The sequence below is a fragment of the Arthrobacter sp. TMN-50 genome (assembly GCF_054511125.1).
On sequence record NZ_JBTNDG010000001.1, the window covers coordinates 400,832 to 426,664 of the forward strand.

Annotated in this window: 24 protein-coding genes; 13 read left to right on the plus strand and 11 right to left on the minus strand. The window is 62.4% G+C overall.

What is annotated here, in order from left to right; translation table 11 throughout:
- Window positions 1-28: 28 nt before the first annotated feature.
- The 4 genes from glgX to glmS all read right to left on the minus strand — a co-directional run bounded on the left by glgX (window position 29) and on the right by glmS (window position 6,137).
- Window positions 29-2,209: a glycogen debranching protein GlgX gene (gene glgX / locus ACX80A_RS01885; protein WP_459258001.1), complete on the minus strand. Its 2,181-nt coding sequence runs from the start codon at window positions 2,207-2,209 to the stop codon at window positions 29-31.
- Between the two features lie 75 nt (window positions 2,210-2,284).
- A complete protein-coding gene (locus ACX80A_RS01890) occupies window positions 2,285-3,838 on the minus strand; it encodes an NAD(P)H-hydrate epimerase (protein ID WP_459258002.1) in 1,554 nt (517 codons plus the stop codon).
- Between the two features lie 10 nt (window positions 3,839-3,848).
- Window positions 3,849-4,232 carry a holo-ACP synthase gene (locus ACX80A_RS01895; protein WP_459258003.1) on the minus strand — a complete coding sequence of 128 codons (384 nt, stop codon included), beginning with the start codon at window positions 4,230-4,232 and terminating at the stop codon, window positions 3,849-3,851.
- A gap of 6 nt (window positions 4,233-4,238) precedes the next feature.
- Window positions 4,239-6,137, minus strand: a complete 1,899-nt coding sequence (gene glmS, locus ACX80A_RS01900) for a glutamine--fructose-6-phosphate transaminase (isomerizing) (RefSeq protein ID WP_459258004.1) — start codon at window positions 6,135-6,137, stop codon at window positions 4,239-4,241.
- 112 nt (window positions 6,138-6,249) lie between these two features.
- Between glmS and coaA the strand changes: the two genes are divergently transcribed.
- Both coaA and mscL read left to right on the plus strand, forming a co-directional pair.
- Entirely contained in the window at window positions 6,250-7,230 is a 981-nt protein-coding gene (gene coaA, locus ACX80A_RS01905) for a type I pantothenate kinase (protein ID WP_459258005.1), read from the plus strand.
- A 47-nt stretch (window positions 7,231-7,277) separates the two neighbouring features.
- Window positions 7,278-7,658, plus strand: a complete 381-nt coding sequence (mscL, locus tag ACX80A_RS01910; RefSeq protein WP_459258006.1) for a large conductance mechanosensitive channel protein MscL — start codon at window positions 7,278-7,280, stop codon at window positions 7,656-7,658.
- Between the two features lie 38 nt (window positions 7,659-7,696).
- Here the strand turns inward: mscL and glmM are convergent, their stop codons facing one another.
- The 4 genes from glmM to ACX80A_RS01930 form a co-directional block, all read right to left on the minus strand.
- The gene (gene glmM, locus ACX80A_RS01915; protein WP_459258007.1) at window positions 7,697-9,049 is read right to left on the minus strand and encodes a phosphoglucosamine mutase; all 1,353 of its coding nucleotides are present in this window, start codon (window positions 9,047-9,049) and stop codon (window positions 7,697-7,699) included.
- Between the two features lie 132 nt (window positions 9,050-9,181).
- Window positions 9,182-9,679 (minus strand): 30S ribosomal protein S9, encoded by a 498-nt coding sequence (gene rpsI, locus ACX80A_RS01920; RefSeq protein WP_459258008.1) that lies wholly within the window; start codon window positions 9,677-9,679, stop codon window positions 9,182-9,184.
- Window positions 9,680-9,720: 41 nt separating this feature from the next.
- Window positions 9,721-10,164, minus strand: a complete 444-nt coding sequence (rplM, locus tag ACX80A_RS01925; protein ID WP_019481538.1) for a 50S ribosomal protein L13 — start codon at window positions 10,162-10,164, stop codon at window positions 9,721-9,723.
- A gap of 280 nt (window positions 10,165-10,444) precedes the next feature.
- Entirely contained in the window at window positions 10,445-10,651 is a 207-nt protein-coding gene (locus ACX80A_RS01930; protein WP_459258009.1) for a hypothetical protein, read from the minus strand.
- A 516-nt stretch (window positions 10,652-11,167) separates the two neighbouring features.
- On the opposite strand from ACX80A_RS01930, the gene ACX80A_RS01935 reads away from it, so the two are divergent.
- The 8 genes from ACX80A_RS01935 to ACX80A_RS01970 all read left to right on the plus strand — a co-directional run bounded on the left by ACX80A_RS01935 (window position 11,168) and on the right by ACX80A_RS01970 (window position 18,125).
- A complete protein-coding gene (locus ACX80A_RS01935) occupies window positions 11,168-11,377 on the plus strand; it encodes a Flp family type IVb pilin (protein ID WP_459258010.1) in 210 nt (69 codons plus the stop codon).
- Window positions 11,378-11,458: 81 nt separating this feature from the next.
- Window positions 11,459-11,830, plus strand: a complete 372-nt coding sequence (locus tag ACX80A_RS01940) for a TadE/TadG family type IV pilus assembly protein (RefSeq protein WP_459258011.1) — start codon at window positions 11,459-11,461, stop codon at window positions 11,828-11,830.
- Window positions 11,818-12,858 carry a pilus assembly protein TadG-related protein gene (locus tag ACX80A_RS01945; RefSeq protein ID WP_459258012.1) on the plus strand — a complete coding sequence of 347 codons (1,041 nt, stop codon included), beginning with the start codon at window positions 11,818-11,820 and terminating at the stop codon, window positions 12,856-12,858. Before ACX80A_RS01940 ends, ACX80A_RS01945 begins: the two co-directional genes overlap by 13 nt.
- A 9-nt stretch (window positions 12,859-12,867) precedes the next feature.
- Window positions 12,868-13,599: a Flp pilus assembly protein CpaB gene (cpaB, locus tag ACX80A_RS01950; protein ID WP_459258013.1), complete on the plus strand. Its 732-nt coding sequence runs from the start codon at window positions 12,868-12,870 to the stop codon at window positions 13,597-13,599.
- Window positions 13,596-14,789 carry an AAA family ATPase gene (locus ACX80A_RS01955; RefSeq protein ID WP_459258014.1) on the plus strand — a complete coding sequence of 398 codons (1,194 nt, stop codon included), beginning with the start codon at window positions 13,596-13,598 and terminating at the stop codon, window positions 14,787-14,789. Before cpaB ends, ACX80A_RS01955 begins: the two co-directional genes overlap by 4 nt.
- Window positions 14,789-16,291 (plus strand): CpaF family protein, encoded by a 1,503-nt coding sequence (locus ACX80A_RS01960; protein WP_459258015.1) that lies wholly within the window; start codon window positions 14,789-14,791, stop codon window positions 16,289-16,291. The genes ACX80A_RS01955 and ACX80A_RS01960 overlap by 1 nt, the downstream gene beginning before the upstream one ends.
- 12 nt (window positions 16,292-16,303) lie before the next feature.
- The gene (locus ACX80A_RS01965) at window positions 16,304-17,233 is read left to right on the plus strand and encodes a type II secretion system F family protein (RefSeq protein WP_459258016.1); all 930 of its coding nucleotides are present in this window, start codon (window positions 16,304-16,306) and stop codon (window positions 17,231-17,233) included.
- Window positions 17,234-17,243: 10 nt separating this feature from the next.
- Window positions 17,244-18,125: a type II secretion system F family protein gene (locus tag ACX80A_RS01970; protein WP_459258017.1), complete on the plus strand. Its 882-nt coding sequence runs from the start codon at window positions 17,244-17,246 to the stop codon at window positions 18,123-18,125.
- A 19-nt stretch (window positions 18,126-18,144) separates the two neighbouring features.
- Here ACX80A_RS01970 and ACX80A_RS01975 read toward each other — a convergent pair whose 3' ends face one another.
- Window positions 18,145-20,994, minus strand: a complete 2,850-nt coding sequence (locus ACX80A_RS01975; protein ID WP_459258018.1) for an EAL domain-containing protein — start codon at window positions 20,992-20,994, stop codon at window positions 18,145-18,147.
- Between the two features lie 214 nt (window positions 20,995-21,208).
- Here ACX80A_RS01975 and ACX80A_RS01980 point away from each other — a divergent pair, with 214 nt between their 5' ends.
- Window positions 21,209-21,586, plus strand: coding sequence for an Hpt domain-containing protein (locus ACX80A_RS01980; RefSeq protein ID WP_459258019.1), 378 nt, complete (start codon window positions 21,209-21,211; stop codon window positions 21,584-21,586).
- A gap of 20 nt (window positions 21,587-21,606) precedes the next feature.
- On the opposite strand, the gene ACX80A_RS01985 is transcribed toward ACX80A_RS01980, so the two are convergent.
- Complete coding sequence (locus ACX80A_RS01985; RefSeq protein ID WP_459258020.1) at window positions 21,607-22,365, minus strand: response regulator transcription factor; 759 nt, start codon at window positions 22,363-22,365, stop codon at window positions 21,607-21,609.
- Window positions 22,366-22,650: 285 nt separating this feature from the next.
- On the opposite strand from ACX80A_RS01985, the gene ACX80A_RS01990 reads away from it, so the two are divergent.
- Entirely contained in the window at window positions 22,651-24,315 is a 1,665-nt protein-coding gene (locus tag ACX80A_RS01990) for a sensor histidine kinase (protein ID WP_459258021.1), read from the plus strand.
- Between the two features lie 11 nt (window positions 24,316-24,326).
- Window positions 24,327-24,887 carry a prepilin peptidase gene (locus ACX80A_RS01995; RefSeq protein ID WP_459258022.1) on the plus strand — a complete coding sequence of 187 codons (561 nt, stop codon included), beginning with the start codon at window positions 24,327-24,329 and terminating at the stop codon, window positions 24,885-24,887.
- Here ACX80A_RS01995 and ACX80A_RS02000 read toward each other — a convergent pair.
- Complete coding sequence (locus ACX80A_RS02000) at window positions 24,884-25,813, minus strand: tRNA pseudouridine synthase A (protein ID WP_459258023.1); 930 nt, start codon at window positions 25,811-25,813, stop codon at window positions 24,884-24,886. The two genes, ACX80A_RS01995 and ACX80A_RS02000, sit on opposite strands and share 4 nt — an antisense overlap.
- Between the last annotated feature and the right edge of the window lie 20 nt (window positions 25,814-25,833).

The following is a 25,833-nucleotide window of genomic DNA, read 5'->3' on the forward strand; positions in this document are numbered from 1 at the left end:
CGGGGCCGGTGGTCTGGAACCCTGGCGGTTAGGCGCCGCCGGGCTGGTGTGCGTTAGCCAGGACTGCCAGTGACGCTGCCACCGAGTGGTCAAGATCCTCGGTTTCGGCGTGGGCACGCAGCACCACCATTGATTTGGCTTCAAGGGTGATGGTGGCTTCAGCCGGAATGGCGTCCGAGTCGGCGAACTTACCGGCAGTATCGATGACCTCGTCCCAGGCCGGAGCGTACTCCTGCTGCGGGAGGGTGAAATCGACCGGCTCGTCGCTGGCGTTGAAGAGCAGCAGGAAGTTCTGGTCGGTGATCCGCTGTCCGCGGGCGTCACGGCCCGAGATGCCCTGTCCGTTGAGGAACACGCCGATGGATCGACCGAAACCGGTGTCCCAGTCCTCGGGCGCCATCACGGAGCCGTCGGTGCCCAGCCATACGATGTCCGGCAGCACCTCGCCCTCGCCGCGTCGGACGGGCCGGCCGTCGAAGAAGCGGCGACGGCGGAAGGTTGGGTGTTCCGACCGCAGCCGGTTCACTGCGGCAGTAAATTCGAGCAGCGGCTGGTCCACCTGATCCCAGTGAATCCAGCTCAGCTCGGAGTCCTGGGCGTACGTGTTGTTATTGCCCTGCTGGGTGCGTCCCACCTCGTCACCGTGCAGCAGCATCGGGACGCCCTGCGAGAGCAGCAGCGTGGCGATGAAGTTGCGCTGCTGACGGACCCTGAGGGTGTTGACTTCGGGGTTGTCGGAGGGTCCTTCCTCGCCGCAGTTCCAGGAGCGGTTGTGGGTTTCGCCGTCGTTGTTGTCTTCACCGTTGGCGTCGTTGTGCTTCTCGTTGTAGGACACGAGGTCGCGAATGGTGAAGCCGTCGTGGGCGGTGACAAAGTTGATCGACGCGACCGGCCGGCGGGCTGACTGCTCGTAAAGGTCTGCTGAGCCGGTCAGGCGTGAGGCGAACTCGCCCAGGGTTGATGGCTCTCCGCGCCAGAAGTCGCGCACCGTGTCGCGGTACTTGCCGTTCCATTCGGTCCACTGGGGTGGGAAGTTGCCCACCTGGTAGCCGCCAGGTCCAACGTCCCATGGCTCGGCGATGAGCTTCACCTGCGATACCACAGGGTCCTGCTGGACCAGTTCGAAGAACGCTGACAGGCGGTCGACGTCGTAGAACTCGCGGGCCAGGGTGGACGCCAGGTCGAAGCGGAAACCGTCGACGTGCATCTCGGTCACCCAGTAACGCAGCGAGTCCATGAGCAACTGCAGGGAGTGCGGGTTGCCAACGTTGAGTGAGTTACCGGTTCCGGTGTAATCCATGTAGTACTTTTTGTCGTCCTCGACGAGCCGGTAATACGCGGAGTTGTCAATGCCGCGCATCGACAGGGTGGGACCCATGTGGTTGCCCTCGGCGGTGTGGTTGTACACGACGTCAAGAATCACTTCGATGCCCGCAAGGTGGAGTTCGCGCACCATGGCCTTGAACTCCTGGACCTGTTCGCCGGTGTCACCGGCGGAGCCGTAGGTGTTGTGTGGCGCGAAGAAGCCGATGGTGTTGTAGCCCCAGTAGTTGGTGAGGCCCTTTTCCTGGAGCGTGCTGTCATTGACGAACTGGTGCACGGGCATCAGCTCGATGGCGGTGATGCCCAGCTTCTGCAGGTGGGAGATGACGGCGGGGTGCGCGACGCCTGCGTAGGTGCCGCGCTGGTCCTCGGGGACCTCGGGGTGCAGTTGGGTGAGGCCCTTGACGTGGGCTTCGTAGATGACCGACTGGTGGTAGGGAATCCGCGGTTTCCGGTCGCCGTCCCAGTCGAAGAAGGGGTTCACGACGACGCCGAGCATCATGTGGGGTGCCGAGTCGTCGTTGTTGACGGAATTTTCGTCGCCGAAGTTGTAGCCGAACAGCGCGGGGTCCCAGTCCATCTGACCGTGGACGGCCTTCGCATACGGGTCCAGGAGGAGCTTGTTCGGGTTGCAGCGGTGGCCCTCTTCGGGGGCGTTGGGACCGTGGACGCGGTAGCCGTACTTCTGGCCGGGGACAATGTGCGGCAGGTACCCGTGCCAAACGTAGCCGTCCACCTCGTTGAGGTGCACGCGGGTTTCGGTGCCGTCGTCCTCGAACAGGCAGAGCTCCACCCTGTCGGCGATCTCGCTGTACAGCGCAAAGTTGGTGCCGGTGCCGTCATAGGTGGCGCCCAAGGGGTACGCTTCGCCGGGCCAAAGTTCCATGTGTTCTCCTGATGTGGGTATTTCGTGAGGTCGAAAAGTGAACGGTCCAGCTACCTTCATAGCGCAACTGGGTGACTATTGGGTGAATTGTGTCCTGGGCGGGGGGCCGCTGAGCAGGTCCGCGAGGACCTCGCCGACGTACCTCGGCAACTCCGAGACCATCACGGGTCCGAAGCCGGCCGCCCGCCTTCCCGCCAGGCCGTGCAGCAGTGCTGCCCCCGCGGCGACGGCCGCCCACTTGTCCTGGACCGGGACGCCGATACGCTCGACGGCAGCGTCGCCGTCATCGTCGGCGAGCGTCGCCACGAGGGCACCGAGGATGCCGGAGAGCGTGTCCCCCGACCCTGCGGTGGCGAGCCAGGGGGTCGCGTCGTCCTGGCTGAACAGCATGCCCGACGGCGACGCCACCACGGTTACTGCGCCCTTCAGCAGCACGGTGGCGCCGGTGAGCTGAGCCGCCGTGCGCGCGTAGTCGGCCGGGGTCGCTTCAATGTCGTGGCGGGTCGCCTTGACCCGATGGCTGGCCAGGACCGCCTGCAGTTCGCCGGCGTGGGGGGTCAGGATTACCTGGGGTCCCAGCCTGCGGGGCAGCAGGGGCAGCGCGCCGGCGTCGACCACTGTCGGCAGCCCAGAGGAGATGGCGTCGCGGGCTCGTTTCCGCTGCTCCGGGTCGTCTTCGGCGCCCGGCCCCACCAGCCACGCCTGCACGTGGGATCCCTTGACCGTTTCCTGCGAGCAGACGGCTTCCGGGTGGGTCCTGTTGACCAGGTCCGAGACCGACCGCGGGCCCAGATATCTGACCATGCCCAGTCCGGTGGCCAGGGCAGCGCCGGTAGCCAGCACGGCTGCACCGGGGTATTTGGCTGACCCTGCGGCGATGCCGAGCACCCCGCGGGTGTACTTGTGGTCGGTGGGACGCGGACGGCGGTACAGGGCGGCGACGTCGCCCGGTTCCAGGCGGTACACCCCCGGTTCCGGCAGGGTTGGGTCCAGCCCAATGTCGACGACGGTGACCCGTCCGGCGGCCCGCGCCCCGGGCCCCGTGAGAAGCCCGGCTTTGAGTGCCCCAAAGGTGATGGTCCGGTCGGCGCGGAGCACCGGGTCGTTGACCACGCCCGTGTCGGCGTCGAGACCGCTGGGAAGGTCGCACGCGAGGACGAGGCCGGTGGCCGTCGCGGCGAGCCCGCGGACGAAACTGGCGGCAGGTTCGCGCAGGGCGCCGGTGCCGCCGATTCCCAGGATGCCGTCGATGATCAGGTCGGCGTCGGTGCTGGACCTCAAGAGATTATCGGCGGACGCGGGGGTGAGCCATTCGACCCGGCCGCCGGCGCGCTGAAATGCGTCGAGCGCCTGCGGGTGGGTGGATCCGGACATCAGGACTGCTGTGGTGCGGACACCCCTGTTTGCCAGTCGGGCCGCCGCAAAGAGAGCGTCTCCAGCATTGTTGCCGCTACCGGCAAGAATGACAGCCGTCCGGCCATAACAGCCGCCGGTACTGCCGGTCAGTTCCGCCGCAGCGGCGGCGTAGAGTCCATAAGCCGCACGCTGCATCAAGGCGTCGCTGTGCCCGGCCGCGAGGAGGGGGGCTTCAGCCGAACGGATCGCACTGCCCGAATAGGCACTAAGCATACTGAGGAGTCTATCCCGGCGGACGGGGTGCGGATGCCACGGGCGCTGCCTCGGCGACCACCATCGCCGTCGCGACCCCTCCGTCATGACTGAGCGAGAGGTGCCAGCGGTGAACGCCCTTCAGCACTGCTGCCGTCGCAACGGTTCCCTTGACCTCAACCGTGGGGCTGCCGGCGGCGTTGAGCCCGATCCAGCAGTCCTGCCAGTTCATGCCCGCCGGAGCCCCCAGCGCCTTGGCCACCGCCTCCTTGGCGGCAAACCGCGCGGCGAGCGAGCGCAGATTCAGCGCCCGCTCCGCCGGCACGAACAACCGCTCACGCAGGCCAGGCGTCCGCTCCAGCTGCCTGCCGAACCGGTCAACGTCCACCACGTCAACGCCGATGCCCACGATCATTGGCAGTTACTCAACGGTGACTGACTTGGCCAGGTTACGGGGCTGATCGACGTCGTAACCCTTGGCCGAGGCCAGTTCGCAGGCGAAGATCTGCAGCGGCACGGTGGTTAGCAGCGGTGCCAGCAGGGTGGGAGTCTTCGGCACGTAGAACACGTGCTCGGCGTAGGCCTCCACAGACGCGTCCCCTTCCTCGGCGATCACAATGGTGACGGCGCCGCGGGCGCGGATCTCCTGGATGTTCGAGACCACCTTGGCGTGCAGGGAGTCCCTGCCGTTCGGTGAGGGAACGACGACGACGACGGGCTGGCCTTCCTCGATCAGTGCGATGGGACCGTGCTTGAGTTCGCCGGCCGCGAACCCTTCGGCGTGGATGTAGGCGAGCTCCTTGAGCTTCAGCGCACCCTCCATCGCTACCGGGAACCCGACGTGGCGGCCCAGGAAGAGCACCGATTTGGCATTGGCCATCTCGCGGGCCAGCTTCTTGACCTTGTCGGCGTTGTCCAGGATGTTCTGGATCTTCGCCGGCATGTCCGCCAGGTCAGCCAGAACGTCGGCAATCTCGTCTCCGAACTTGTTGCCGCGCAGCTGAGCCAGGTACAGGCCCAGCAGGTAGGCTGCGGTGATCTGCGCCAGGAAGGCCTTCGTGGAGGCGACGGCGATTTCGGGACCCGCGTGGGTATAGAGCACCGCGTCGGATTCGCGGGGAATGGTTGACCCGTTGGTGTTGCAGATTGCCACCACCTTGGCGCCCTGTTCACGGGCGTACCGCACCGCCATCAGGGTGTCCATCGTCTCGCCGGACTGGGAGATGGCCACTACGAGGGTCTTCTCGTTGACGATCGGATCCCGGTAGCGGAACTCGTGGGAAAGCTCCACCTCGGTGGGGATGCGGCACCAGTGTTCGATGGCGTACTTGGCCACCTGGCCTGCGTAGGCGGACGTGCCGCAAGCAAGCACAACAATCTTGTCCACTGACCGCAGGATGGCCTCATCGATGCGCAGTTCGTCGAGGATCAGCTTGCCGGCGGCGTCGGAACGGCCGAGCAGCGTCTGGGCAACAGCGTCGGGCTGGTCGTTGATTTCCTTCTCCATGAAGGAGGGGTAACCGCCCTTTTCCGCTGCCGCCGCGTCCCAATCGACGTGGAATTCCTTGCCGGTGGCGGGAGCGCCGAAGAAGTCGGTGATGAGGACCTCGTCGGGGGTGATGGTGACCACCTGGTCCTGGCCCAGCTCTACGGCGCGGCGGGTGAAGTCGATGAAGCCGGAGACGTCGGAGCCGAGGAAGTTCTCGCCGTCGCCAAGCCCGACGACGAGTGGCGAGTTCCGGCGGGCGGCAACCACGACGCCGGGTGAGTCCTGGTGCACGGCGAGCAGGGTAAAGGCACCCTCCAGCCGCTGACTGGCCTGGCGCATGGCGTTGCTGAGGGGGTCCTGGTCCCCTGCGGAGGTGAGTTCGCGGTAGATGCTGCCCAGCAGCGCGGCGGCCACTTCGGTGTCGGTCTCGGACAGGAAGGTTTCGCCCTGTTCCAGCAGCGCTGCCTTGAGCTCGGCGAAGTTCTCGATGATGCCGTTGTGGATGACCGCAAGGCGCCCGTTGTCGGCGAGGTGCGGGTGGGCGTTGAGGTCGTTGGGCGCACCGTGGGTGGCCCAGCGGGTGTGGCCGATCCCGGTCATTGAGGCGGGCAGCGGGCTGGCCTCAAGCTCGGCCACCAGGTTGCTCAGCTTGCCTGACTTCTTACGTGACTCGACGCCGTTGGGGGTCAGGACGGCAACCCCGGCGGAATCGTAACCGCGGTACTCGAGGCGCCGAAGCCCCTCCATGACAACGTCCAGCGCGCCATGCGTCGCTGATGTTCCGTCTGCTGACACTGTTGCTCGGCCTACATAGCCTACGATTCCACACATGGGCTTAAGACTACCGTCAGCCCGGGGTATCGGGCGCAGCGTGCCGTCGGATCGGGGCACCCCACTCGGGCAAGGTTCGCATCTGGGGCCGCCAACGGGCACAATTCAGACGGTGAGTGAAACAAATCCCGGGGCGACCGCGGGCAATGGTGCGGAGAGCAACTTCACACCCTTCGTCGAATTGGATCGCCAGACCTGGGCCCGGCTATCCAACGAGATCACCTCTCCCCTCAATCTGGAGGACATTCTCCGGCTGCGGGGGTTGGGCGATGAACTCAACCTTGATGAGGTGCGCGAGGTGTACCTTCCCCTCTCTCGTCTCCTGTCCCTGTACGTTGCGGCGGCCGGCGAACTGCACGCCGCCACCACCACCTTCCTGGGCGAGCAGCGCACTCGCACCCCCTTCGTCATCGGTGTGGCCGGTTCGGTCGCGGTCGGCAAGTCCACCACGGCCAGGGTGCTCCGTGAGCTGCTAAGCCGCTGGCCTGACACCCCCAACGTGGAATTGGTGACGACCGACGGCTTCCTGTACCCGAATGATGAGCTGGAGCGGCGCGGCCTCATGCAGCGCAAGGGCTTCCCTGAGTCATACGACCGGCGCCGGCTGCTCAGGTTTGTCAGTGAGGTCAAGAGCGGAGCCGAAGAAGTGCGCGCCCCCTGGTATTCCCACCTGACGTACAACATTGTGCCGGACCGTGAGGTGGTGGTGCGGCGCCCCGACGTCCTGATCGTGGAGGGCCTGAACGTGCTTGCCCCCGCCCGAACCCGGGCCGACGGTCGGTCGGGTTTGGCTTTGAGCGACTTCTTCGACTTTTCCATCTACGTAGACGCCAAAACGTCCTACATCGAGCAGTGGTACGTCCAGCGTTTTCAGTCACTGCGGACCGGGGCCTTCGCTAACCCGCTGTCCTATTTCCACCGGTATGCGTCCCTGACCGACGACGAGGCGCGCGAGACTGCCCTCGGCATTTGGCGCCGGATCAACGAGCCGAACCTGATGGCCAATGTGCTGCCTACCCGTGGAAGAGCACAACTGGTGTTGACCAAAGAAGCCGATCATTCAGTGCGGCGAATGCTGCTTCGTAAGACATAACACGCAGCGCGACTGCCGGACTGCGGGCAGCCGGGTATCCTAGGCGGATGCTAAACGGATTTCGTCATTTCATCATGAAGGGCAATGTGGTGGACCTAGCGGTCGCCGTTGTCATCGGCGCCGCCTTCACCTCAGTGGTTCAGGCTCTGGTCAACAGTGTGCTGATGCCCCTGATCGCGCTCATCTTCGGGGTGCAGAACTTCGATCATTTCCTGGCCTTCGGCGACGTGCAATTCGGGGTGCTACTGACCGCCGTCGTGAACTTCCTGCTGGTCGCCGCGGCAATCTACTTCGGGATTGTGCTGCCCATGAACAAGATGATTGAACATCGGCACCGCCGACTCGGTATCACCGAGGAGGAAGCCGCTGTGGATCCGCAGATTGCGCTGCTGACCGAGATCAGGGACAGCCTCGCCACCCGCCGCTAGGCCCGCCCTAGAAACAGGACGGGCCGCGCGGCCCCGCGCTAGGCCGGGGTTAGAGCCAACCGGAGCTGAACAGTCTCGGCGAGCCGATCAGCGGTAAGCTGAGCGGTTTCCATGTCGGCGGCCTCCACCATCACCCGTACCACGGGCTCGGTGCCGGACGGCCGAAGCAGCACCCGGCCGCTTTCACCCAGTGCCTCCTGTGCCTCAAGCACTGCCTGCTGGACGTGTTCGTTGGTGGTTACGGCTCCCTTATCGACGCCTTTGACGTTGATAAGTACCTGCGGCAGTTTGTTCATGATTTGGGACAGCTCTTTGAGCGACCGTCCGGTGCGTGCCACCTGGGCTGCGAGCTGCAGACCGGTCAGGACGCCGTCGCCGGTGGTTGCGTACTCGGCGAAGATGACGTGGCCCGACTGTTCGCCGCCGAGGCTGTAGCCGCCGTCGCGCATTCCTTCAAGCACATACCGGTCCCCGACGCCGGTTTCCCTCAGACTGATCCCTGCCTCCCTGAGGGCGAGCTTCAAGCCGAGGTTACTCATCACCGTTGCCACGAGCGTGCTGTCCTTCAGGGTGCCTGCAGCGTTCATCGCGACCGCCATGATCGCCATGATCTGGTCGCCGTCAACGATGTTGCCCTCGTGGTCGACGGCGAGGCACCGGTCGGCGTCGCCGTCGTGGGCGATGCCCAGATCGGCGCCGTGCTCGAGCACTGCGGCCTGGAGGGGGCCCAGGTGCGTGGAACCGCAGCCGTCGTTGATGTTGATCCCGTCCGGATCCGCGCCGATGACGACGATTTCAGCTCCGGCGTCGGCGAACACCTGCGGCGAGCAGCCACTAGCGGCACCGTTGGCGCAGTCCAACACCACTTTGACGTTGTCCAGGCGGTTCGGAAGGGTCTGCAGGAGGTGCACCACGTAGCGGTCCTCGGCGTCGGCGAAGCGCTTAATCCGACCAACATCGGCGCCGATCGGCCGCAATGCGGGACGAGTGAGCTCAAGCTCAATAGCGTCTTCGATCCGGTCATCGAGCTTCTTCCCGTCGCGCGCAAGGAACTTGATCCCGTTGTCCGGCGCCGCGTTGTGGGACGCGGAGATCATCACGCCGAAGTCGGCGTCCAGGTCGGCTACCAGGAATGCCGCAGCGGGGGTGGGGAGGACGCCGGCGTCGAACACGTCGACACCCGCACCGGCCAGGCCCGCCTCGACGGCGGCGGCGATGAAGTCGCCGCTGATGCGGGGATCCCGCGCAATAACCGCGGTGGGCCTCCTGCCGTCAGTGGTGCTGTGACCCAGGACCACTGCAGCCGCCTGAGCCAGGCGCATGGCCAGCTCGGGTGTGATCAGTTCATTGGCCAGTCCTCGGACCCCGTCGGTCCCGAATAATCTACTCATCGATGTACATCCTAATTCAGAGGGGATCGATCCCGATCTTAAACACCTAACGCCCGTCCGGTAACCGGACGGGCGTTAGGACCACTGAAGGCCGGGCATCCGAAGTGGAAGCGCGCCGGTCCACGTGGTTGGTTAGCGCTTGGAGTACTGAGGTGCCTTGCGGGCCTTCTTCAGACCAGCCTTCTTACGCTCGATCACTCGTGCGTCGCGGGTCAGGAACCCAGCCTTCTTGAGGATGGCGCGGTTGTTCTCCCGGTCAATCTCGTTCAGGGAACGGGCGACGCCGAGACGAAGCGCTCCGGCCTGGCCCGACGGGCCACCACCGTGGATACGGGCTACCACGTCGTAGGATCCGAGGAGGTCAAGGATCTTGAACGGATCGTTGACTTCCTGCTGGTGCAGCTTGTTTGGGAAGTACTCGGCCAGTTCGCGGCCGTTGACAATCCACTTTCCGGTTCCCGGTGTGAGCCGGACCCGTGCAACTGCTTCCTTACGACGGCCAACGGCTCCGCCGCCAACGGTCAGGGCTGGACGTTCCTTGGCAGCTGCCTCGGTGGTCTCGCCGGTTTCTGAGGTGTAGCTCGTAAGCTCCTCAGTTGGTTCATTCAGCTCTTCAGTGTTCTGAGCCACGGTTCTCCTTGAATTAATTTCTTAGTGTGTGGTGGCCAGGACTACTGGGCGACCTGGGTGATTTCGAAGGTCTTCGGCTGCTGTGCAGCGTGTGGGTGCTCGGCACCGCGGTAGACCTTCAGTTTCCCGATCTGCTGGGCAGCCAGGGAAGTCTTGGGAAGCATGCCTCGGATGGCCTTCTCCACAGCGCGGACTGGGTTCTGTTCCAGCAGCTCTGCGTAGTTGACCGACGAGAGACCACCCGGGAAACCGGAGTGGCGGTATGCACGCTTCTGCTCGAGCTTGGCGCCGGTGAGGGCAACCTTCTCGGCGTTGATGATGATGACGAAATCGCCCATATCCATATGGGGTGCAAAGGTCGGCTTGTGCTTTCCGCGCAGCAGTGTTGCGGTCTGGCTGGCAAGTCGGCCTAGGACAACGTCGGTGGCGTCAATGACGTGCCACTGGCGGTTGATGTCGCCTGGCTTCGGGGTGTACGTACGCACGGTTTTTGCCTTCGTTTCTTGTTCGGTGACGCCTTCACAGCCGGGACATAGTCCCCGCGCGAAAGCTCAGCTTATGCATGCGCTACCGGAACTTCAGGTGAGGGCTGAAAGCCAGTGATCCCGGTTATCTCGGCCATTCCCGCGGGCCAGGTGACTCTGCAACCGAGTCGCCACGCGGGCATGGACGTATCGAGGTGGGATACGCACAACGACTACCAAGATTAGCGCGAAGTAACTGCCTAGGTCAAAACCGTCAAGGTATTAGGTGTCAGACTGTGACTCACGCGCGATCCCGCGGATGGTCTCCCGGGACGGGGACTCCCGCCGAACCAACGCGACCTGCGCCAACACCCTCGCCCTGCCCCGAGGTGGGTACCCCGACCTCGGCCTGGGTCTGCCGGTGCGCGTGGTCGAACGCGACGATACGGGCCTGCACCCCGGCAATAGCGGATTTGAGGTCCTCCACCCAGCGAAGTTGATCGATCATCCCGGCTGAGGCCCTAGTTGGCTTCAGTGCCTCAAGGGGAGTTGATCAAAACCCGCATCCCGGCATCCGTGACAGCGCCACCGCCACCAGCAGGGCCCGGGCCAGAAGCGCACGGGGAGCCGTTCCTGGGAGGGGAAACCCCTTTCGAATCACCGCACTACCCGTGCTGCCGTCCATACAAAGGGTGCCTCAGGCCCCTCTGACATTCTAGGAAAGTCAGAAGCGTGGCGACAATCGCTGATCATGCCCTCCGCGCCGAGACTCGTTGACCTACCGAATCGGCTTCCACCGGAGTGAAACCCGGCTACAAGTACAGACCCCGGGCCGAACCGGCTATTCCGCACATCGGACGATTCGGTACGGAATTAGCGAAGCGTTACCGCAGCAAAGGCAGCCTCTGCGCAGCGTTTGCACAGTATAGGGAAAGCATCAGTAATGAGCGGTTTGGTAATGCTACTTTCTATTCAGCGACGGTATGGTGCCGACGCATCCGTCTCATCTTCTCAGGAGCATCCCATGGTCTCTCTCTTTGCCGCCCTCCACGTCCTCGGCCTCAAAGCCACCGAGCGCCTCCACCGCGAACAGACCGGCGCCACTGCCGTCGAGTACGGCATCATGGTCGGCCTCATCGCCGTCGTGATCATCGTCGCGGTAGGCCTGATCGGCGGCGATCTGACCCAGCTGTTCAACAGAATCGTTACAGCCATCCCCGGCGGCACAGCATAACAAGACGGCACTCGTCGCTGGGGTGGCAAAGACATAACCGTCCTGCCACCCCAGCTTTATGCACAATCATGGAGACTTCCGATGGGCAAGCAGAACGAGACCGGCGCCGTCGCCGTTGAATTCGCCCTGATTCTGCCCATCCTGCTCCTCCTGGTATTCGGCACAGTGGAATTCGGTCGTGCCTATAACACCCAGGTTACGTTGACGCATGCTGCCCGAGAGGGTGTCCGTGCAATGGCTATCCACAATGATCCGGCTGTCGCCCGGACGGCAGCGAAGAACGCCGCCGTGTCGGTGAACCCTAGTCTCACAGACGCTAATTTTCGGTCTATTGCCGCTTGTGTGCCCGGCGCCCAAACCACCGTCACTATCGACTACAGCCTGAATACGCTGACGGGAATCACAGGGCCGATTCTGATGAAAGGTGTCGGGGTCATGCGATGCGGCGGGTGAGGGCCCCCGAAACCTCAGAGCGTGGAGCGATCAGCATCATCGCCGCGCTCCTCATGGTGGTGCTGCTGGGTTTCGCTGCCCTCGCCGTCGACGTTGGACTGCTCTATGCCGAAAAGGCTCAGCTGCAGAACGGGGCCGACTCCGCAGCCCTCGGTGTTGCCCAGGCCTGCGCCGATGTGCCCGTCTCTACAGATTGTTCTGCGTCGTCTCCCCTCGCCGCAAATCTCGCCGACTCGAATGCGCTAGACGGGTTCACCAACGTTCCCCCCCTCGTGCTCGATACAGCCGCTCAAAAGGTCACGGTAGTGACCGGCGCTCAGGAGGCCAGCGGGGAGAATCATGTGTCGTTGTTCTTCGCTAACGCGATCGGCATTCCGACCGCCGAGGTTGGCGCCCGTGCGAAGGCACGATGGGGCACCCCGATTGGGGGGCCCACGGTTTTTCCTGCGACCTTTTCGATCTGTCAGGTTAAGAACAGAGTGGATGGGTCTCCGCAGCGACTCGGGCTGCATGGCGGCCCCTATGCAGAAGACCCTAAGGTCTGCCCCGAGGGACCGTCCGGAGCTCAGGTCGCGGGAGGGTTTGGCTGGCTTGCCCAGGATGCCGGGGAGTGCGGTGGCAGGATCGATGTCCTTACTAACGAGGGCGGGAGCGGCACCGGCAACAACGAGCCACCGAACTGCACTGCTGTTTTCGAGAAGTGGATTTCGGAGATCAACGCCGGCCGCAAGCCGACGGTGTTGCTTCCGGTCTTCGATGCGGTCAGCGGAGAGGGATCCGGTGCGGTCTATCACATCAAGACTTTTGCGGCGTTTGAGGTGAAGGGCTGGAAATTCAACGGATCGCCGGAGGGTCCGAGCAACCCGGGTACTTTCCATAACACCGCCGCCCATGTCGGTGCGCTGGAATGCCCCAACCCTTGCCGCGGGATCATCGGCACCTTTGTCACGTATGTGTCCCTGGCCGAGGGTTATGAATTAGGCACGGTAGACGAGTATGGCGCACGTGTAGTGAAGATGACGGACTAGGAAGCAACAGTGAAATCACGATTGATAGGCGGTGCGATCGCCGTTGTGCTGGTGCTGGTTGGTGCAGTGCTGGTCTTTTCCTACACACAAGGTGCTAACGAGCGGGCAATGGCTGGTTTGGATCCGGTTGGGGTGTTGATCGTTCAGGAGGCTGTTCCGGCGGGCACACCGGTCGAAGATCTCGCGGCCTTCGTGAGTAACGAACCTCAACCATCCGGGGCGGTTCCTGCCAGCGCACTTCAGGATCTTGAAGGTTCAGCGGGCACAGTCACCGCCGTGGACCTGGTCCCCGGAGAGCAGTTACTGGCCGAAAGGCTAGTCGATCCGGCGGAGCTTGAAACGCCGGGAACGGTCCCGGTTCCGGATGGCCTGCAGGAAGTCACCTTCGCCCTGGAACCCCAGCGTGTGGTCGGAGGAAAAATTGTCGCCGGGGATACCGTGGGACTATTTGTCTCCTTCGAAGGAGTCCTGGAAGAGGGGCCTGGTCAGGCTGTCACGCAGCAGGTATTCCATAAAGTCCTGATTACGGGGTTCCAACGCGCTGAAGCCAGTGCCGAACAACCAGTGAACACTGAAGCCCTTCCCACCGGCACGATGCTCGTTACCGCAGCCGTCAACGACATCGATGCGACGAAGATTATTTTCGGTGCCGAGTTCGGCCGGATCTGGTTGACAAAGGAACCCGACGAAGCAACGGAAAGCGAACCGACCCCCATTACCTTCGATGAGGTGTACCCGTGAGCCGGTTTGTCTTGATCACTCCGGATACGCAGTTTGAGCAGCGCCTGCGTACCGCCGTATCAGGCGGGCTGGAGGGAGAGGTCCGCGCATTCATCACCGCTGCGCTACCGGAAGACCCGCACCAGCTGTTTTCGTCGCTCCCGAACCACCCGGAAGTCCTGATCCTGGGCCCGGAGGTTTTAGTCGAGGAAGCACTGCGGTTGGCGACGATCTTTGACGTGCAGTTTCCCGAGATCAGCATCATCCTCGTGGGTGATGCCGATCCGGAGCTTGTGGTCCAGGCCATGCGCGCCGGCATCCGGGACGTCCTTGCCCCCACTGCTGACGCTACCCAAATCAGGGTAGTACTTGAACGGGCATGCCAGGCGTTTGCCACCCGGCGCCGAACCTACCGGTCCGCTCCGGAAGAATCCCAGGACAAGGGCCTGGTCATTGGCGTGTTTTCCCCGAAGGGAGGAGTCGGTAAAACCACCGTTGCTACCAACATCGCTGTGGGCCTGGGCAAGCTTGCTCCCATGGGCGTGGTTCTTGTCGACCTCGATTTGCAGTTCGGCGACGTCGCTTCAGGACTTTACCTCACCCCGGAACACACCATCACCGATGCGGTGTCCACCTCGGCCAGCCGCGATCCCCTCGTGCTGAAGGCGTTCCTCACTGTCCACCCGGCCGGAATCTACGCTCTCTGTGCTCCCAAGAATCCGGCTGAAGCAGATGATATCTCCCCCGACCAGGTGGCGCATCTGCTGGACCAACTCGCCGAGACGTTCCAGTACGTCGTGGTGGACACCGCGCCGGGGCTGCCCGAGCTCGGCCTCACAGCAATGGAACGCTGCACCGATGTTGTCTGGGTTGCCGGTATGGATATTCCCAGCGTGCGCGGGCTGCGGTCCGGACTCGATATTCTCAAACAGCTGGACATCCTGCCTGCCACACGGCACGTGGTCCTGAACATGGCCGATTCAAAAACAGGACTATCCATCCAGGACGTCGAAGCCACCATCGGCGCGCCGGTGGATGTCAGCATCCCCCGGTCACGCGCCGTAGCCTACTCCACCAACAGGGGAATTCCGCTGCTGCAGAACACTCGCAGCGACCGTGCCATGAAAAGCATGAAACGACTGGTCGAGCGCTTCGACCCGGCCTGGAGAACCAAGACGCAACGAAAGCTACACCGCAGGGTCGAGGTCTGATGAAACTTTCCGAACGTCTTAACGCCGTCAACCAGAAGACCGAGCCCGCTGCCGCATTGGTTCCGGAACCATCCGTTATGCCGGAAAATCAGCCGGCGTCAACGGCGAACGAGATACCGGTGGCGCCTGGCCCGTCGAACAACCCGACGTCGGTGTTCGCCAAACAGAAAGTGACGCAGAACAACGCTGTGAAGGGCAGGAGCCCCCAACAGCCGGTGGATGCCCTGGCCGGGCTGAAACAGCGGGCCGCAACGGCACTCTTCGATCGGATGGGCGCTCGTTTCAACGACTCGAACCTGACCGAACAGGATCTTCGGGCGTCGGCGCGGGAAGAGCTGACCCAGGTGATCGACGCCGAACAGGTTCCCCTGTCGGCAGAGGAAAGAACACGGTTGATTCAGGATGTTGCTGACGATGTGCTGGGCTTCGGCCCGCTGCAGCGGCTCCTCGATGATCCCGAAGTCACTGAAATTATGGTGAACCGGATGGACCGGATCTACGTGGAACGGAAGGGAAAGCTGGTACTGACCGATTCCCAGTTCAGTTCGGAGGATCACTTGCGCAGAGTGATCGAACGGATTGTGTCCAAGGTCGGTCGACGCATCGATGAGTCATCTCCCCTGGTCGATGCCCGGCTCGAGGACGGGTCCCGCGTGAACGCGGTGATTCCACCCCTGGCAGTGGGTGGTTCGTCACTGACCATCCGTAAGTTCAGCAAAGTGCCGCTCACAGTACAAAATCTCATCGAGTTTGGCACGCTGACCCCAGGGATGGCCGAACTGCTTAACGCCTGCGTCAAAGCGAAACTTAACATCATCGTTTCCGGAGGAACAGGCACCGGGAAAACAACTCTTCTGAACGTCCTATCCTCCTTCCTGCCCGCAACGGACCGGATCGTCACCATCGAGGACGCCGTGGAACTGCAGATCCAGCAGGATCACGTCGTCCGGCTGGAAAGCCGCCCCCCGAACACCGAGGGGAAGGGCGAGGTGACGATTCGCGAACTGCTCAGGAACTCGTTGCGTATGCGCCCAGACCGTATCGTCGTCGGAGAGGTACGCGGTGGGGAATCCCTGGACATGCTTCAGGCAATGAACACCGGTCACGACGGCTCCCTCTCGACCGTGCACTCCAACTCACCACGTGATGCTGTGGCCCGATTGGAGACCCTGGTCCTGATGGCCGGGATGGACCTCCCCTTGCGGGCCATCCGTGAGCAGATCGCGTCGGCGGTGCACCTGATCATCCAGATTTCGCGGCTCCGGGACGGCACCCGCAGGATCACCCATGTCACCGAAGTACAGGGCATGGAAGGAGACGTTGTGACCTTGCAGGATGCCTTCGTTTTCGATTACTCAGCAGGAGTGGATAAGCACGGAAGGTTTTTGGGCGCTCCTATTCCCACCGGAATACGGCCCCGATTCATCGACCGTTTTGAAGACATGGGCATCCATGTTTCGGCAAGCGTTTTCGCCAGTAAGGAAACCAGCAATGGACGATGAGACAGGAGTGCAATGCAGCTACTGATTGGTACGATCCTGACGATTGCGGCGATGCTGCTCGTGCTCACAGTGGTCCTGAACCCACAGCCGGACGTGCCGTTGGAACGGAGGCGCCCCTACAAGGACGAATCTGTGTCTTCCCTCTCCCGGCTGGCGGGAAGCAGCACAGATGCCGTGAACCGGTACCTCTCAAAAAACAGCCTGAAACTGTTCAACCGGGAGTCTTTGGAGAACGCCGGTCTGAAACACAGCCAGGCCGATTTCCTCATCCTCGTGTTGTCCGCCTCCCTGGCGTCAGCGGTGATTGGATTCCTCGCCGGTGGTTTTCCGGGCGCCGTCGTTCTGTTCCTGCTTACCCCCGCCGGCGCGAGATTTATGGTCACCCAAAGAGCAGGGAAAAGACGAGCCAAATTTGACGCCCAACTCGGAGACACCCTGCAGCTGCTGACCGGCAGCCTGCGGGCCGGTCATAGCATTCTCCGGGCCATCGACGCCGCAGCCGTAGAATCAGCTGCGCCTACGTCCGAGGAAATGCGCCGGGTAGTCACCGAAACCAGCCTCGGAAAGGACCTCCTGTCATCGCTGAACGACACCGCCGCCAGAATGCGTAATGAGGATTTCATGTGGATCGCGCAGGCAATCCAGATCAATCGGGAAGTGGGCGGGAACCTCGCTGAAGTACTCGATCAGGTCAACGAGACGATCCGCGAACGCAGTGAGATCAAGGGCCAGATCAAGTCCCTGGCGGCCGAAGGAAAATTCTCGGCCTACATCCTCATGGCGATGCCTTTCTGCATTGTCGCCATGCTTCTTCTGATCAGCCCCGGTTACATGACCCCACTATTCTCCAGCCCCCTGGGCTGGACGATGATCGGTGTGTCAGCAGTCCTGATGACCATTGGTGGGCTTTGGATGCGCAAAATCATCGATCTGAAATTCTGAAAGGTACGCAATGGACGCGATAGTGCTGATCGGAATGCTGCTGGTCGCACTCCCCCTTGGCTATCTGGGCTGGTCAGGGTTTTCGGTGGACCGGAAAACTTCGGCGGCTATTCAGCTGAACCTGATTAGGGGGAGGGAACGGGAAGACGGTGGGAGCCGGAACCGATCAGGCCTGCTGATGCAACTCGGTCGCCGACTCACACCGGATAACTACGCGAAGAAGTTGGACAGAATGCTCTCCCTCGCCGGGCGTCCCTCCTCAATGCCGCTCGCCCGGCTCCTCGCGGCGAAACCGGCGCTGGCACTTGCAGGGGCTCTCATAGGGTTCCTGCTCAGTCTTAACGGTGCACCTATCCTTAAATTGCTGGGCTTTGGCATGGTGGCTTTCGGATATTTCCTGCCCGATCTCCTACTGCTCAGCAATGGACAGAAGCGCCAGAAAGAGATCCAGCTGGAACTTGCCAATACCCTGGACCAGATGCTGATTTCGGTGGAAGCGGGTCTGGGTTTTGAAGGCGCAATGGCTCGTGCTGGGGAAAACGGCAAAGGGCCTCTGGCCGAGGAAATTATTCGAACACTTCAGGACATGCAGGTGGGTCGCTCCCGCAGGGAATCCTATCTAGCCTTGACCGAGCGGACCAGCGTCCCGGAACTCCGGAGCTTTGTCCAAGCGGTTGTCCAGGCCGATGCCTATGGCATTGCCATTGGCCAAGTCCTTAGGGTGCAGGCGAAAGTTATGCGGGTTAAAAGACGCCAACGGGCTGAGGAAAAGGCCATGAAACTCCCCGTCATGGTCCTATTTCCGCTCTTGTTCTTTATTTTTCCGGTGCTCTTTATCGCGATCCTCGGGCCCGCTGTGATCAACGCTATCGCAACGTTCAGTGGGCAGTAGTACCATCCGGTAAGGTTTCTCAGACTACCTCCGCCCGGTACGCAGCGAACCATTCAGGAACCCGCTCGGCCGGAATCGCGGGAGACCACAAGTACCCCTGCGCAAGCTGCACCTGGATCCGGGACAGTTCGCTGAGCTGTTCATGCGTCTCTACCCCTTCAGCGACCACCCGCAGACCCAGCGCCCGACCCAGCGCGGCAATGGCCTCCACGATGGGGCCGGCATGCGCATCGGTTCCCCCAAGGCCCTCGATGAAGGTCCGGTCAATCTTCAGCGCCGTCACAGGAAACCGCTTGAGGTAGCTTAGCGACGAATATCCGGTACCGAAGTCATCGACAGCTATACCCAGACCGAGGCTACGAAGCTTCGTCAAGGCCTTCAAGGATTGGTCAGCGTCGTCCATCAGCACAGATTCGGTGATCTCCAGTACCAACGCTCCTGGTTCAATCCCGGCAGCGCTTATAGCCTCGGCTACGGCGGCATGAAGCCCGGGATCCTGAAGTTGCCGCGCTGAGAGGTTTACTGAAATTCGCCAGTTTTCAGCACCGGCGATGTCAGCCTTCCAACGCTGCATCTGCCGGATTGCCTGGTTGAGCACCCACAACCCAATAGGAACAATCTGACCGGTTTCCTCGGCGACCGGAATGAAGAAGTCGGGGCTGATCAGACCGTGCTCCGGATGCAGCCATCTCAGCAGCGCTTCGAATCCAATCGGCTCGCCGCTGGCTACATCCATGATCGGCTGGTAATGAACATGCAATTGGTAACGTTCGATAGCACGGGGTAGATCCGACTCCACAATCAAGCGAAGCTCCGCCCTCTGGTGCATTGCCTCGTCGAAAACAACGGCCTTGTTTCGGCCGCTCACCTTCGCCCGATACATGGCGGCGTCGGAGTTGTGCAGCATGGATTCGGGAGTGTCGCCGTCCGAGGAGATCGCAATACCGACGCTTACATCGACAAAAACCTCCCGGTCCGAAAGCTCGAAGGGAGTTTGCACAGCGGATCGAATCCGGTGTGCCAGCTTCTGCGCTGTTTCCTCCGACATGTCCGCGCAGACAATGACGAATTCATCGCCAGCAAACCGAGCCAAAGTGTCTTCTGGTCGCACGACGGTGAGCAACCGCGACGCCAATTGGACCAGCAGACTATCCCCGGCAGCGTGGCCCAGACCGTCATTGATCACCTTGAAGCGGTCGACGTCAAGGAACAGCACACCCACCCGAGTCCCCCGGTTCCCGCACTCTGCAATAGCCTGTTCAATGCTCTCCGTGAGCAGGGTGCGGTTGGCCAGACCGGTCAGCGAATCGCGGAAGGCTAACCGTTCCAGTGCCTCCTCACCAAGCTTCCGCTCGGTGATGTCGAGAGCGGTGCCTACCAGCTTGATGGGTTGGCCGTCGTCGTCCCTCTCCATAGTGGCTCGGGCGAAGACCCACCGGATACCACCATCGGGCGCCCCCACCCGATAGGTGAAATCGGTTGACGTGCCGCGGACCAGCAGGTTTTTCCACAGCTGATAAACCCGGTCGCGATCCGCTGGATGGACGGCACGCAACAAGAGGCCCTTCAAGCCCCCGGAGGTCGCGGGTAGCCCATGGATCTTGCAGTACTCGTCAGACCTCCACACACGATCAGCCACGGCGTCCCATTCCACCGAGCCGACATTTGCCATCTCCTGAGCGGCTGCGAGCCGGTCCCGCTCCAATTCTGATGCTGCCCGCAACGCGTTCAGTTCAGTGACGTCGCGAGCGACCGCCGAAGACCCGATCAGCAGCCCAGCTTCGTCATACATCGGCGATAGGGTTAGCGAAATATCCAGCAGCGTGCCGTCCTTACGCCTCCCCCGAACCTCGTGGCCGATAACCGGCTCGCCGTGGCGAAGCCGGTCACGTAGCGCTTGATCCGGCTCCGAGCGTTCCTCCGGCGAGAGGATCAGCACACTCCGGCCGAGTGCCTCCTCCGCCGTGTAGCCGTAGATCCGCTCGGCTCCCGCATTCCAACTCGTAATGATGCCATCAAGAGTGGCGCCATTGATTGCGTCATTCGAAAACTCAACGAGGCTCGATAGCCGCCTCATCTCCGCCTGGGCTTGCTGTGATCCAGTGATATCGGTCGACACGTCGATGACCCCTATCACGGTTCCGGCTTTGTCATATAGGGGTGTGATCGACGAATACACCCGTAGAGGACGACCGTCACGATGCCTTGTCCAGTGCTCCCCTGTCCACGGCTCTCCGGCAGACACCTGAGCGATAATGTCTACAGCTTTCGAGCCGTCTTCGAAAAGCTGTAGTTCCGCAAAGTGGCGATCCACCGCGTCGCTGACACTCCAGCCCAGCATCAGCTCCGAGGCACTGTTCCAGTAAGTAACCCTGCCCCGCAGATCGATGGCGATGATTGACTGCCCGACGGCGTCGAGCAGCGACGCCTGAAATGAAACTCGCTCCTGTGCCAGCCGCTTCTGAGTGATGTCGATGTGAGTGATAACCAGTCCGCCGCTGTCACTTTTACAAATCCGGGTACGGATCCACCGTTCGCCGCCCTGCGCCGGGTATTCCAGGGCAAGGTTCTGCTGCTTGCTGTTGAGCACCCGATGAAGACCAGCCGAGACCTTCAGCGCCGCGCTGTCTCCACGTTCGGCGGCCAGCTCACACTCCGCGAGGTAGGAAACGCCCGCCTCCTGCGGGACCATAACCTCAGCAAAGGGTTGGATGAAACGCTTCCACTCCCGGTTGACCGCGCAGATCACACCGTCAACGGTCAGGAGCGCCACCGCCACCGGCAGAGCGTCGAGGGTTTCACGCAATCCTACCTGCGCGCGATCCGCGGGATTACCGTCGGCCGGGACCGAGCATCGGTGGATGGTCATAACGACAGCCTATGCCCCCTGCGCGCACTACCACGGAAACCGCAGCTCATAGGAATGGCGCAGCTTTTACGCAGGGTAACGCCTACTATCGCCCACAACCAAGCCAAGGGAAGTATCCTCAGGGAATGAACCCCGGAAACTGCGCCGTGCGTGAGGCGGTGACAACGGTAATCACGGTGGCGGACCTGTCCGCTCCACACACACAGTGCTGCCCGTGATTGATCCGCCGAAGAGGCGGGTCCCCCTCGTCGACCAGGACACCCTCAGGTCTCTCGGCGATCAGCTGGAGAACCCGTCCGCCGTGAGGTCCTTCGTCGCGGATTTCATCCAGGTGTGGGACGAAAGGTATCTGAAACTCGCCGACACCGTCGAACGCCGTGACCGTGACGCGGCCTTGGAGGCAGTACTTAGCGTCAGAACGACGTCGACCATGGTTGGCGCTGCCAGGCTGGCCAACCTGGCAGCAAGCCTTGAGGAACTGATTCGCCTCAACGACATGGCTGAAGCCCTCGATGCGCTCCCGTTTGTGCAGACCTGTGGACTCCAAACGATCCGCGAACTCATCCTCTGCTCTGAATCCGCTGACGGATAGTCCCCATCGCTCGATCTGAGCTAGTCCCGTTTGGGCGCCAACCGGTACCCCACCCCACGGACGGTCAATAGCCACTTCGGTTGCCGGGAATCCTCCCCCAGCTTGCGGCGGAGGTTTCCCATATGCACCTCCACCGCGCGCTCATCGGCGTCGCTGATATAGGCGTCATCCCGGTAGTGGTGGCCCCGCACCACCCGCACAAGGTTCGCCTTGGTACGCACCGATCCGGCGCTGCGCAGCAAATCATGCAACAGATCAAACTCACTCCTGGTCAAGCTGAGCTTGTTACCGGTCAGCGTTGCGGTCCGGGTTTCATGGTTCAGGGCCAGACCGTTATGCTGCAGCACGCCCGGCTCGCCGTCGTCCGGACCTGGCTGAGTGGGCTCAGCCGCTGGCCGCGCTTCCTCACTCCGGGGCCGGCGAAGCATTGCGGCAACCCGTGCCCTCAATTCCCGGGGGCGGAACGGCTTGGTGATGAAATCATCGGCGCCCGACTGCAGGGCAGTGAGAGTGTCCAGTTCGTCGGTGCGGGCTGTCAGCATGATGACGTAGCAGTTGCTTGCCTGGCGAATCCGGCGGAGCACCTCGTACCCATCGATATCAGGGAGCCCGACATCGAGGGTGACGATTGCCGCGTCGTACTTGTGGACCAGTTCAACACCTTCTCGGCCTGAGCTGGCGGAGTGGACCTCGAACCCCGATTGGGTGAGGACTGCGTCGACCAGGTTGCGCACGTCAGCATCGTCCTCGATAACTACTGCCACTCCGGGATCGCTCATATCTCATTCCCTATTGTCCGCTAGTCCAGCCGCTAGGGCCATTGCGCCGCTTAAGGATCCATTCCTCGTATTTCACCATACGTTTCTTTGGTTCTCCAGCATACTCGTTGATTCAACTGCTGATTTTAGAATGCCCTTTATGTGTCGAATGCGCGTCGATCCACCAAAATGCGCGGCTGGAGGGTAGCTAATCCCGGGACACGGGAGATAATGGATCAATGCACCTCTCGCGGCCTGGGGACGCCGATAATCGAATACTCTCGCCCTACTTCCGGAAAGTCGGCCGTGCCTGAGCGGTTTCTGCTGCCCAAAACCGGATGGTACGGGTACAGCCACAGCCTTCGCCGAAAAGCGATAATGTATCAACTGCCGCTTGCGGTAGCTATGGTAATCATCGCCGGAACCGCACCGCTCCTGAATCCAGAACTGCTACAAAGCGGTCTCTTTCTTGCTGGGTTACTGTTGCACGTCATCCTCTTCGTGGCGTGTCTGGTCACTCCGTGGTCGCGCGTACCAGAGCCAGCATTGCTGGCCATTCCAATGCTGGACTTCATCGCCATTGGCCTGTGTCGGAACGGTGCAGTTGATATCCTCCCCGGGTTAGCGGCACTGGCGGCTTTCCCGGTGATCTGGCTAGCCGCCTCAGGTCTGATGCCGGCCGTCAGCGGCGTCCTGAGCTTTGTTGGACCATTCCTCATCGTGCTGTTTCCGCAACTGGTGGACTTCACCACCACCTACTCACTCCTGGTGGAGACACTTCTACTGCCCACCATGGCTCTAGCGCTCTTCCTGATTATGCGGGTCTTCGGACTGCAGGTGCGTATGCAGCAGTTGGAACTGGACCGCAAGGCGGAGAAAGTGCGTGAGCTTGAGGCTGAAAGCGGCGACCGCGAACGGCTGCTGACCGCCGTTTTGGACACTGTCGACGTCGGCGTCCTCGCTATCAATACTGAGGGCAGCGTTCTGTTGTCCAACCGACAGCAGCAGTTGTTCCAGCGAACTGTTGCATCGCCCGAGGACGGCGACGAGCTTAGGTTCTCCGGCAGCAAAGGCTCCACACCTCTTCCTGAGGCACGGCACCCGATCCGCCGGGCAATTAACGGCGAGTCCTTCTCGAATAACCTCCTCTGGCTTGACGACGGCGAGTCACAGCGTGCCGTCTCAACTGCGGCACGGCCCATGACCGATCTCGGCGGCGATTTCACCGGCTCGGTGATCGTGTTCAACGACGTGACCGACCTGGTGACGGCGCTGACAGTCAAGGAAGACTTCGTCTCAAATGTGACGCACGAGTTCAGCACCCCGCTCACCTCCATCCTTGGCCACCTTGACCTGGTCCTTGAGTCGCCCGACACCCTCTCCCCTACGGCATGGGAGTCGTTGACCGTGGCCCGACGGAACGCTGAGCGCCTCTCCATTCTGGTGTCCGATCTTCTTTCGGCCGCGTCTGCGTCCATGAACCTCCACGCCAAGCCGACCGAGCTGTCAGGATTGCTGACAGCCCGGCTACGTTCCGCCCGTGCCCATGCCGCGAACGCAGGAGTCACCCTCGTCTCCGAGGTTCCGGAGCGACTCTGGGCCATCGCCGACCCGCTCCGAATGGGCCAGGTGGTGGACAACCTGCTTTCCAACGCCATCAAGTACTCCCCCGACGGCGGGGACGTTACCGTCCGGGCGCATGCGGGCAAGGACACGGTCTGGCTGGAGGTGGAAGACTGCGGGATCGGCATGACGCAGGATGAGACTGAGCTCATCTACGGTAGGTTTTTCCGTGCACACAGTGCCCGCGAATCGGCAATCCCCGGAGTGGGTCTGGGTCTCGCCATCACCAAGGCGATCGTCGAAAGCCACGGTGGCACAATTCAATGCGCAAGCTCACCGGGAGCCGGCACGAAGTTCACCGTCACCCTGCCCACGTCCGTGGCGCGCGCCCCCGCCACCGCCAACTGATGGATCCGTCCATGACGGAATCCGTGGTCCGTTCCCTGCCAGTTCGCGCGAAGGCGCTGACCGCTGGGGCAGTCGTACTGTTCAGCGCGGTGGTGGTGTGGCGGTTCGGGTGGGTTCCGGAAGTTTTTGCGCTGCTGCTCCTGACAGTTTTTGGGGTGCTGCTGGCGACGATCGACCTGAGAACACGCCTGTTGCCGAATGCGCTGCTAATGCCGTTTGCAATCGCTGCAGTGGTTCTGCTGACCGTGGCCAGCGTTCTGTCGGGAGACTGGGGCCGGCTGGGTGGAGCAGCCATCGGCGGTGTCGCCATGTTTGGCTTGTATCTTGTGCTGGCTCTGGTTTCGCCGGGTAGCCTCGGCATGGGGGACGTGAAGCTTGCAGCAGTGCTTGGCCTCTACGGCGGTTACTTCGGGATGACTGCCTGGCTGGCGACGGTACTGGGCGGCTTCGTCCTCGGCGGCGTGGTCAGTGTAGTGCTGCTCGTCCTGACCAAGGCGTCGGCGCGTTCCGTGTTCCCCTTTGGCCCGCCAATGATCGTGGCCTGTTTCGCCGCGCTGATGGTCTTCGGTTAGAGCAGTTGTTCCCGGACGCTGCCGTCCCGCCGGGCGCGCGTTTCGTCGGCGCGGGAACCGATGGCGTGGTCGTCCGGGTAGCGGACCTCTTCAAGCACGAGCGGGTGCGGGGCGGCCAGCACTGAACGGGCTTCCTTGGTGCGGGCATGCAGCCGTTCGAGCAGCCAGGCCGGTTCCTTCTCACCAACGCCCACCCGCAGGGTGGAGCCAATCAACCCACGCACCATGTTGTGGCAAAAAGCATCCGCTTGGACGGTCGCGATGATCACGCCATTATCAGCCCGCTGAAAATCGAAGCGTTGCAGTTCGCGAACCGTCGTGGCTCCCGGCCGCGGTTTGGCGAAGGAGCGGAAGTCCTGCAGGCCCAGGAGCCGCCGGGCGCCGTCGTTCATCCGGTTAACCTGCAGTTCGTCGGGATGCCACAACGTCACCCCGCGGGTCAAGGGGTCCCGCAGCTCCGGTAGGTCAGCGATTCGGTAGCTATACCGACGCCACAGCGCGGAGAATCTGGCATCGAAACCTGAGGGTGCCAGCGCAACCTTGAGCACGACGACGGCGGGAACCTGGTGCCGCTGTCGGTCGGCCTGATCGAGTTCCCGGCTGATCGTCGCGCCCAGCCGCCGCAGCATTGCCGTTTCGGGTGACAACTCCCGGCCGCGTCGTAGGCCCTCCCACTCCCCCGGGGTGACGTCCACGTGCGCTACCTGGCCGCGGGCGTGGACCCCGGCATCGGTGCGCCCGGCAACGGTCAGCCGGGCCGGACGCCTGAACAGCGTCTCAAGTCCGGCCTCAATGACTCCCTGAACCGTTGGTAGTCCAGGTTGCAGCGCCCACCCGGAGAAGGGGCGGCCGTCGTACGCGAGGTCCAGGCGCACACGCAAAAGCCCGCCGTCCTCACGTTGGACAGCGGGCTTTTGCTCAGTCATGGTGCGCGGGAGTGGCGGAA

What these genes read in the sequence shown, in the direction of transcription:
- glgX (WP_459258001.1), bottom strand. Translation starts at nt 2,209, where the DNA reads ATGGAACTTTGGCCCGGCGAAGCGTACCCCTTGGGCGCCACCTATGAC.
- ACX80A_RS01890 (WP_459258002.1), bottom strand. Translation starts at nt 3,838, where the DNA reads ATGCTTAGTGCCTATTCGGGCAGTGCGATCCGTTCGGCTGAAGCCCCC.
- ACX80A_RS01895 (WP_459258003.1), bottom strand. Translation starts at nt 4,232, where the DNA reads ATGATCGTGGGCATCGGCGTTGACGTGGTGGACGTTGACCGGTTCGGC.
- glmS (WP_459258004.1), bottom strand. Translation starts at nt 6,137, where the DNA reads ATGTGTGGAATCGTAGGCTATGTAGGCCGAGCAACAGTGTCAGCAGAC.
- mscL (WP_459258006.1), top strand. Translation starts at nt 7,278, where the DNA reads ATGCTAAACGGATTTCGTCATTTCATCATGAAGGGCAATGTGGTGGAC.
- glmM (WP_459258007.1), bottom strand. Translation starts at nt 9,049, where the DNA reads ATGAGTAGATTATTCGGGACCGACGGGGTCCGAGGACTGGCCAATGAA.
- ACX80A_RS01930 (WP_459258009.1), bottom strand. Translation starts at nt 10,651, where the DNA reads ATGATCGATCAACTTCGCTGGGTGGAGGACCTCAAATCCGCTATTGCC.
- ACX80A_RS01935 (WP_459258010.1), top strand. Translation starts at nt 11,168, where the DNA reads ATGGTCTCTCTCTTTGCCGCCCTCCACGTCCTCGGCCTCAAAGCCACC.
- ACX80A_RS01940 (WP_459258011.1), top strand. Translation starts at nt 11,459, where the DNA reads ATGGGCAAGCAGAACGAGACCGGCGCCGTCGCCGTTGAATTCGCCCTG.
- ACX80A_RS01945 (WP_459258012.1), top strand. Translation starts at nt 11,818, where the DNA reads ATGCGGCGGGTGAGGGCCCCCGAAACCTCAGAGCGTGGAGCGATCAGC.
- ACX80A_RS01960 (WP_459258015.1), top strand. Translation starts at nt 14,789, where the DNA reads ATGAAACTTTCCGAACGTCTTAACGCCGTCAACCAGAAGACCGAGCCC.
- ACX80A_RS01965 (WP_459258016.1), top strand. Translation starts at nt 16,304, where the DNA reads ATGCAGCTACTGATTGGTACGATCCTGACGATTGCGGCGATGCTGCTC.
- ACX80A_RS01970 (WP_459258017.1), top strand. Translation starts at nt 17,244, where the DNA reads ATGGACGCGATAGTGCTGATCGGAATGCTGCTGGTCGCACTCCCCCTT.
- ACX80A_RS01975 (WP_459258018.1), bottom strand. Translation starts at nt 20,994, where the DNA reads ATGACCATCCACCGATGCTCGGTCCCGGCCGACGGTAATCCCGCGGAT.
- ACX80A_RS01985 (WP_459258020.1), bottom strand. Translation starts at nt 22,365, where the DNA reads ATGAGCGATCCCGGAGTGGCAGTAGTTATCGAGGACGATGCTGACGTG.
- ACX80A_RS01995 (WP_459258022.1), top strand. Translation starts at nt 24,327, where the DNA reads ATGACGGAATCCGTGGTCCGTTCCCTGCCAGTTCGCGCGAAGGCGCTG.
- ACX80A_RS02000 (WP_459258023.1), bottom strand. Translation starts at nt 25,813, where the DNA reads ATGACTGAGCAAAAGCCCGCTGTCCAACGTGAGGACGGCGGGCTTTTG.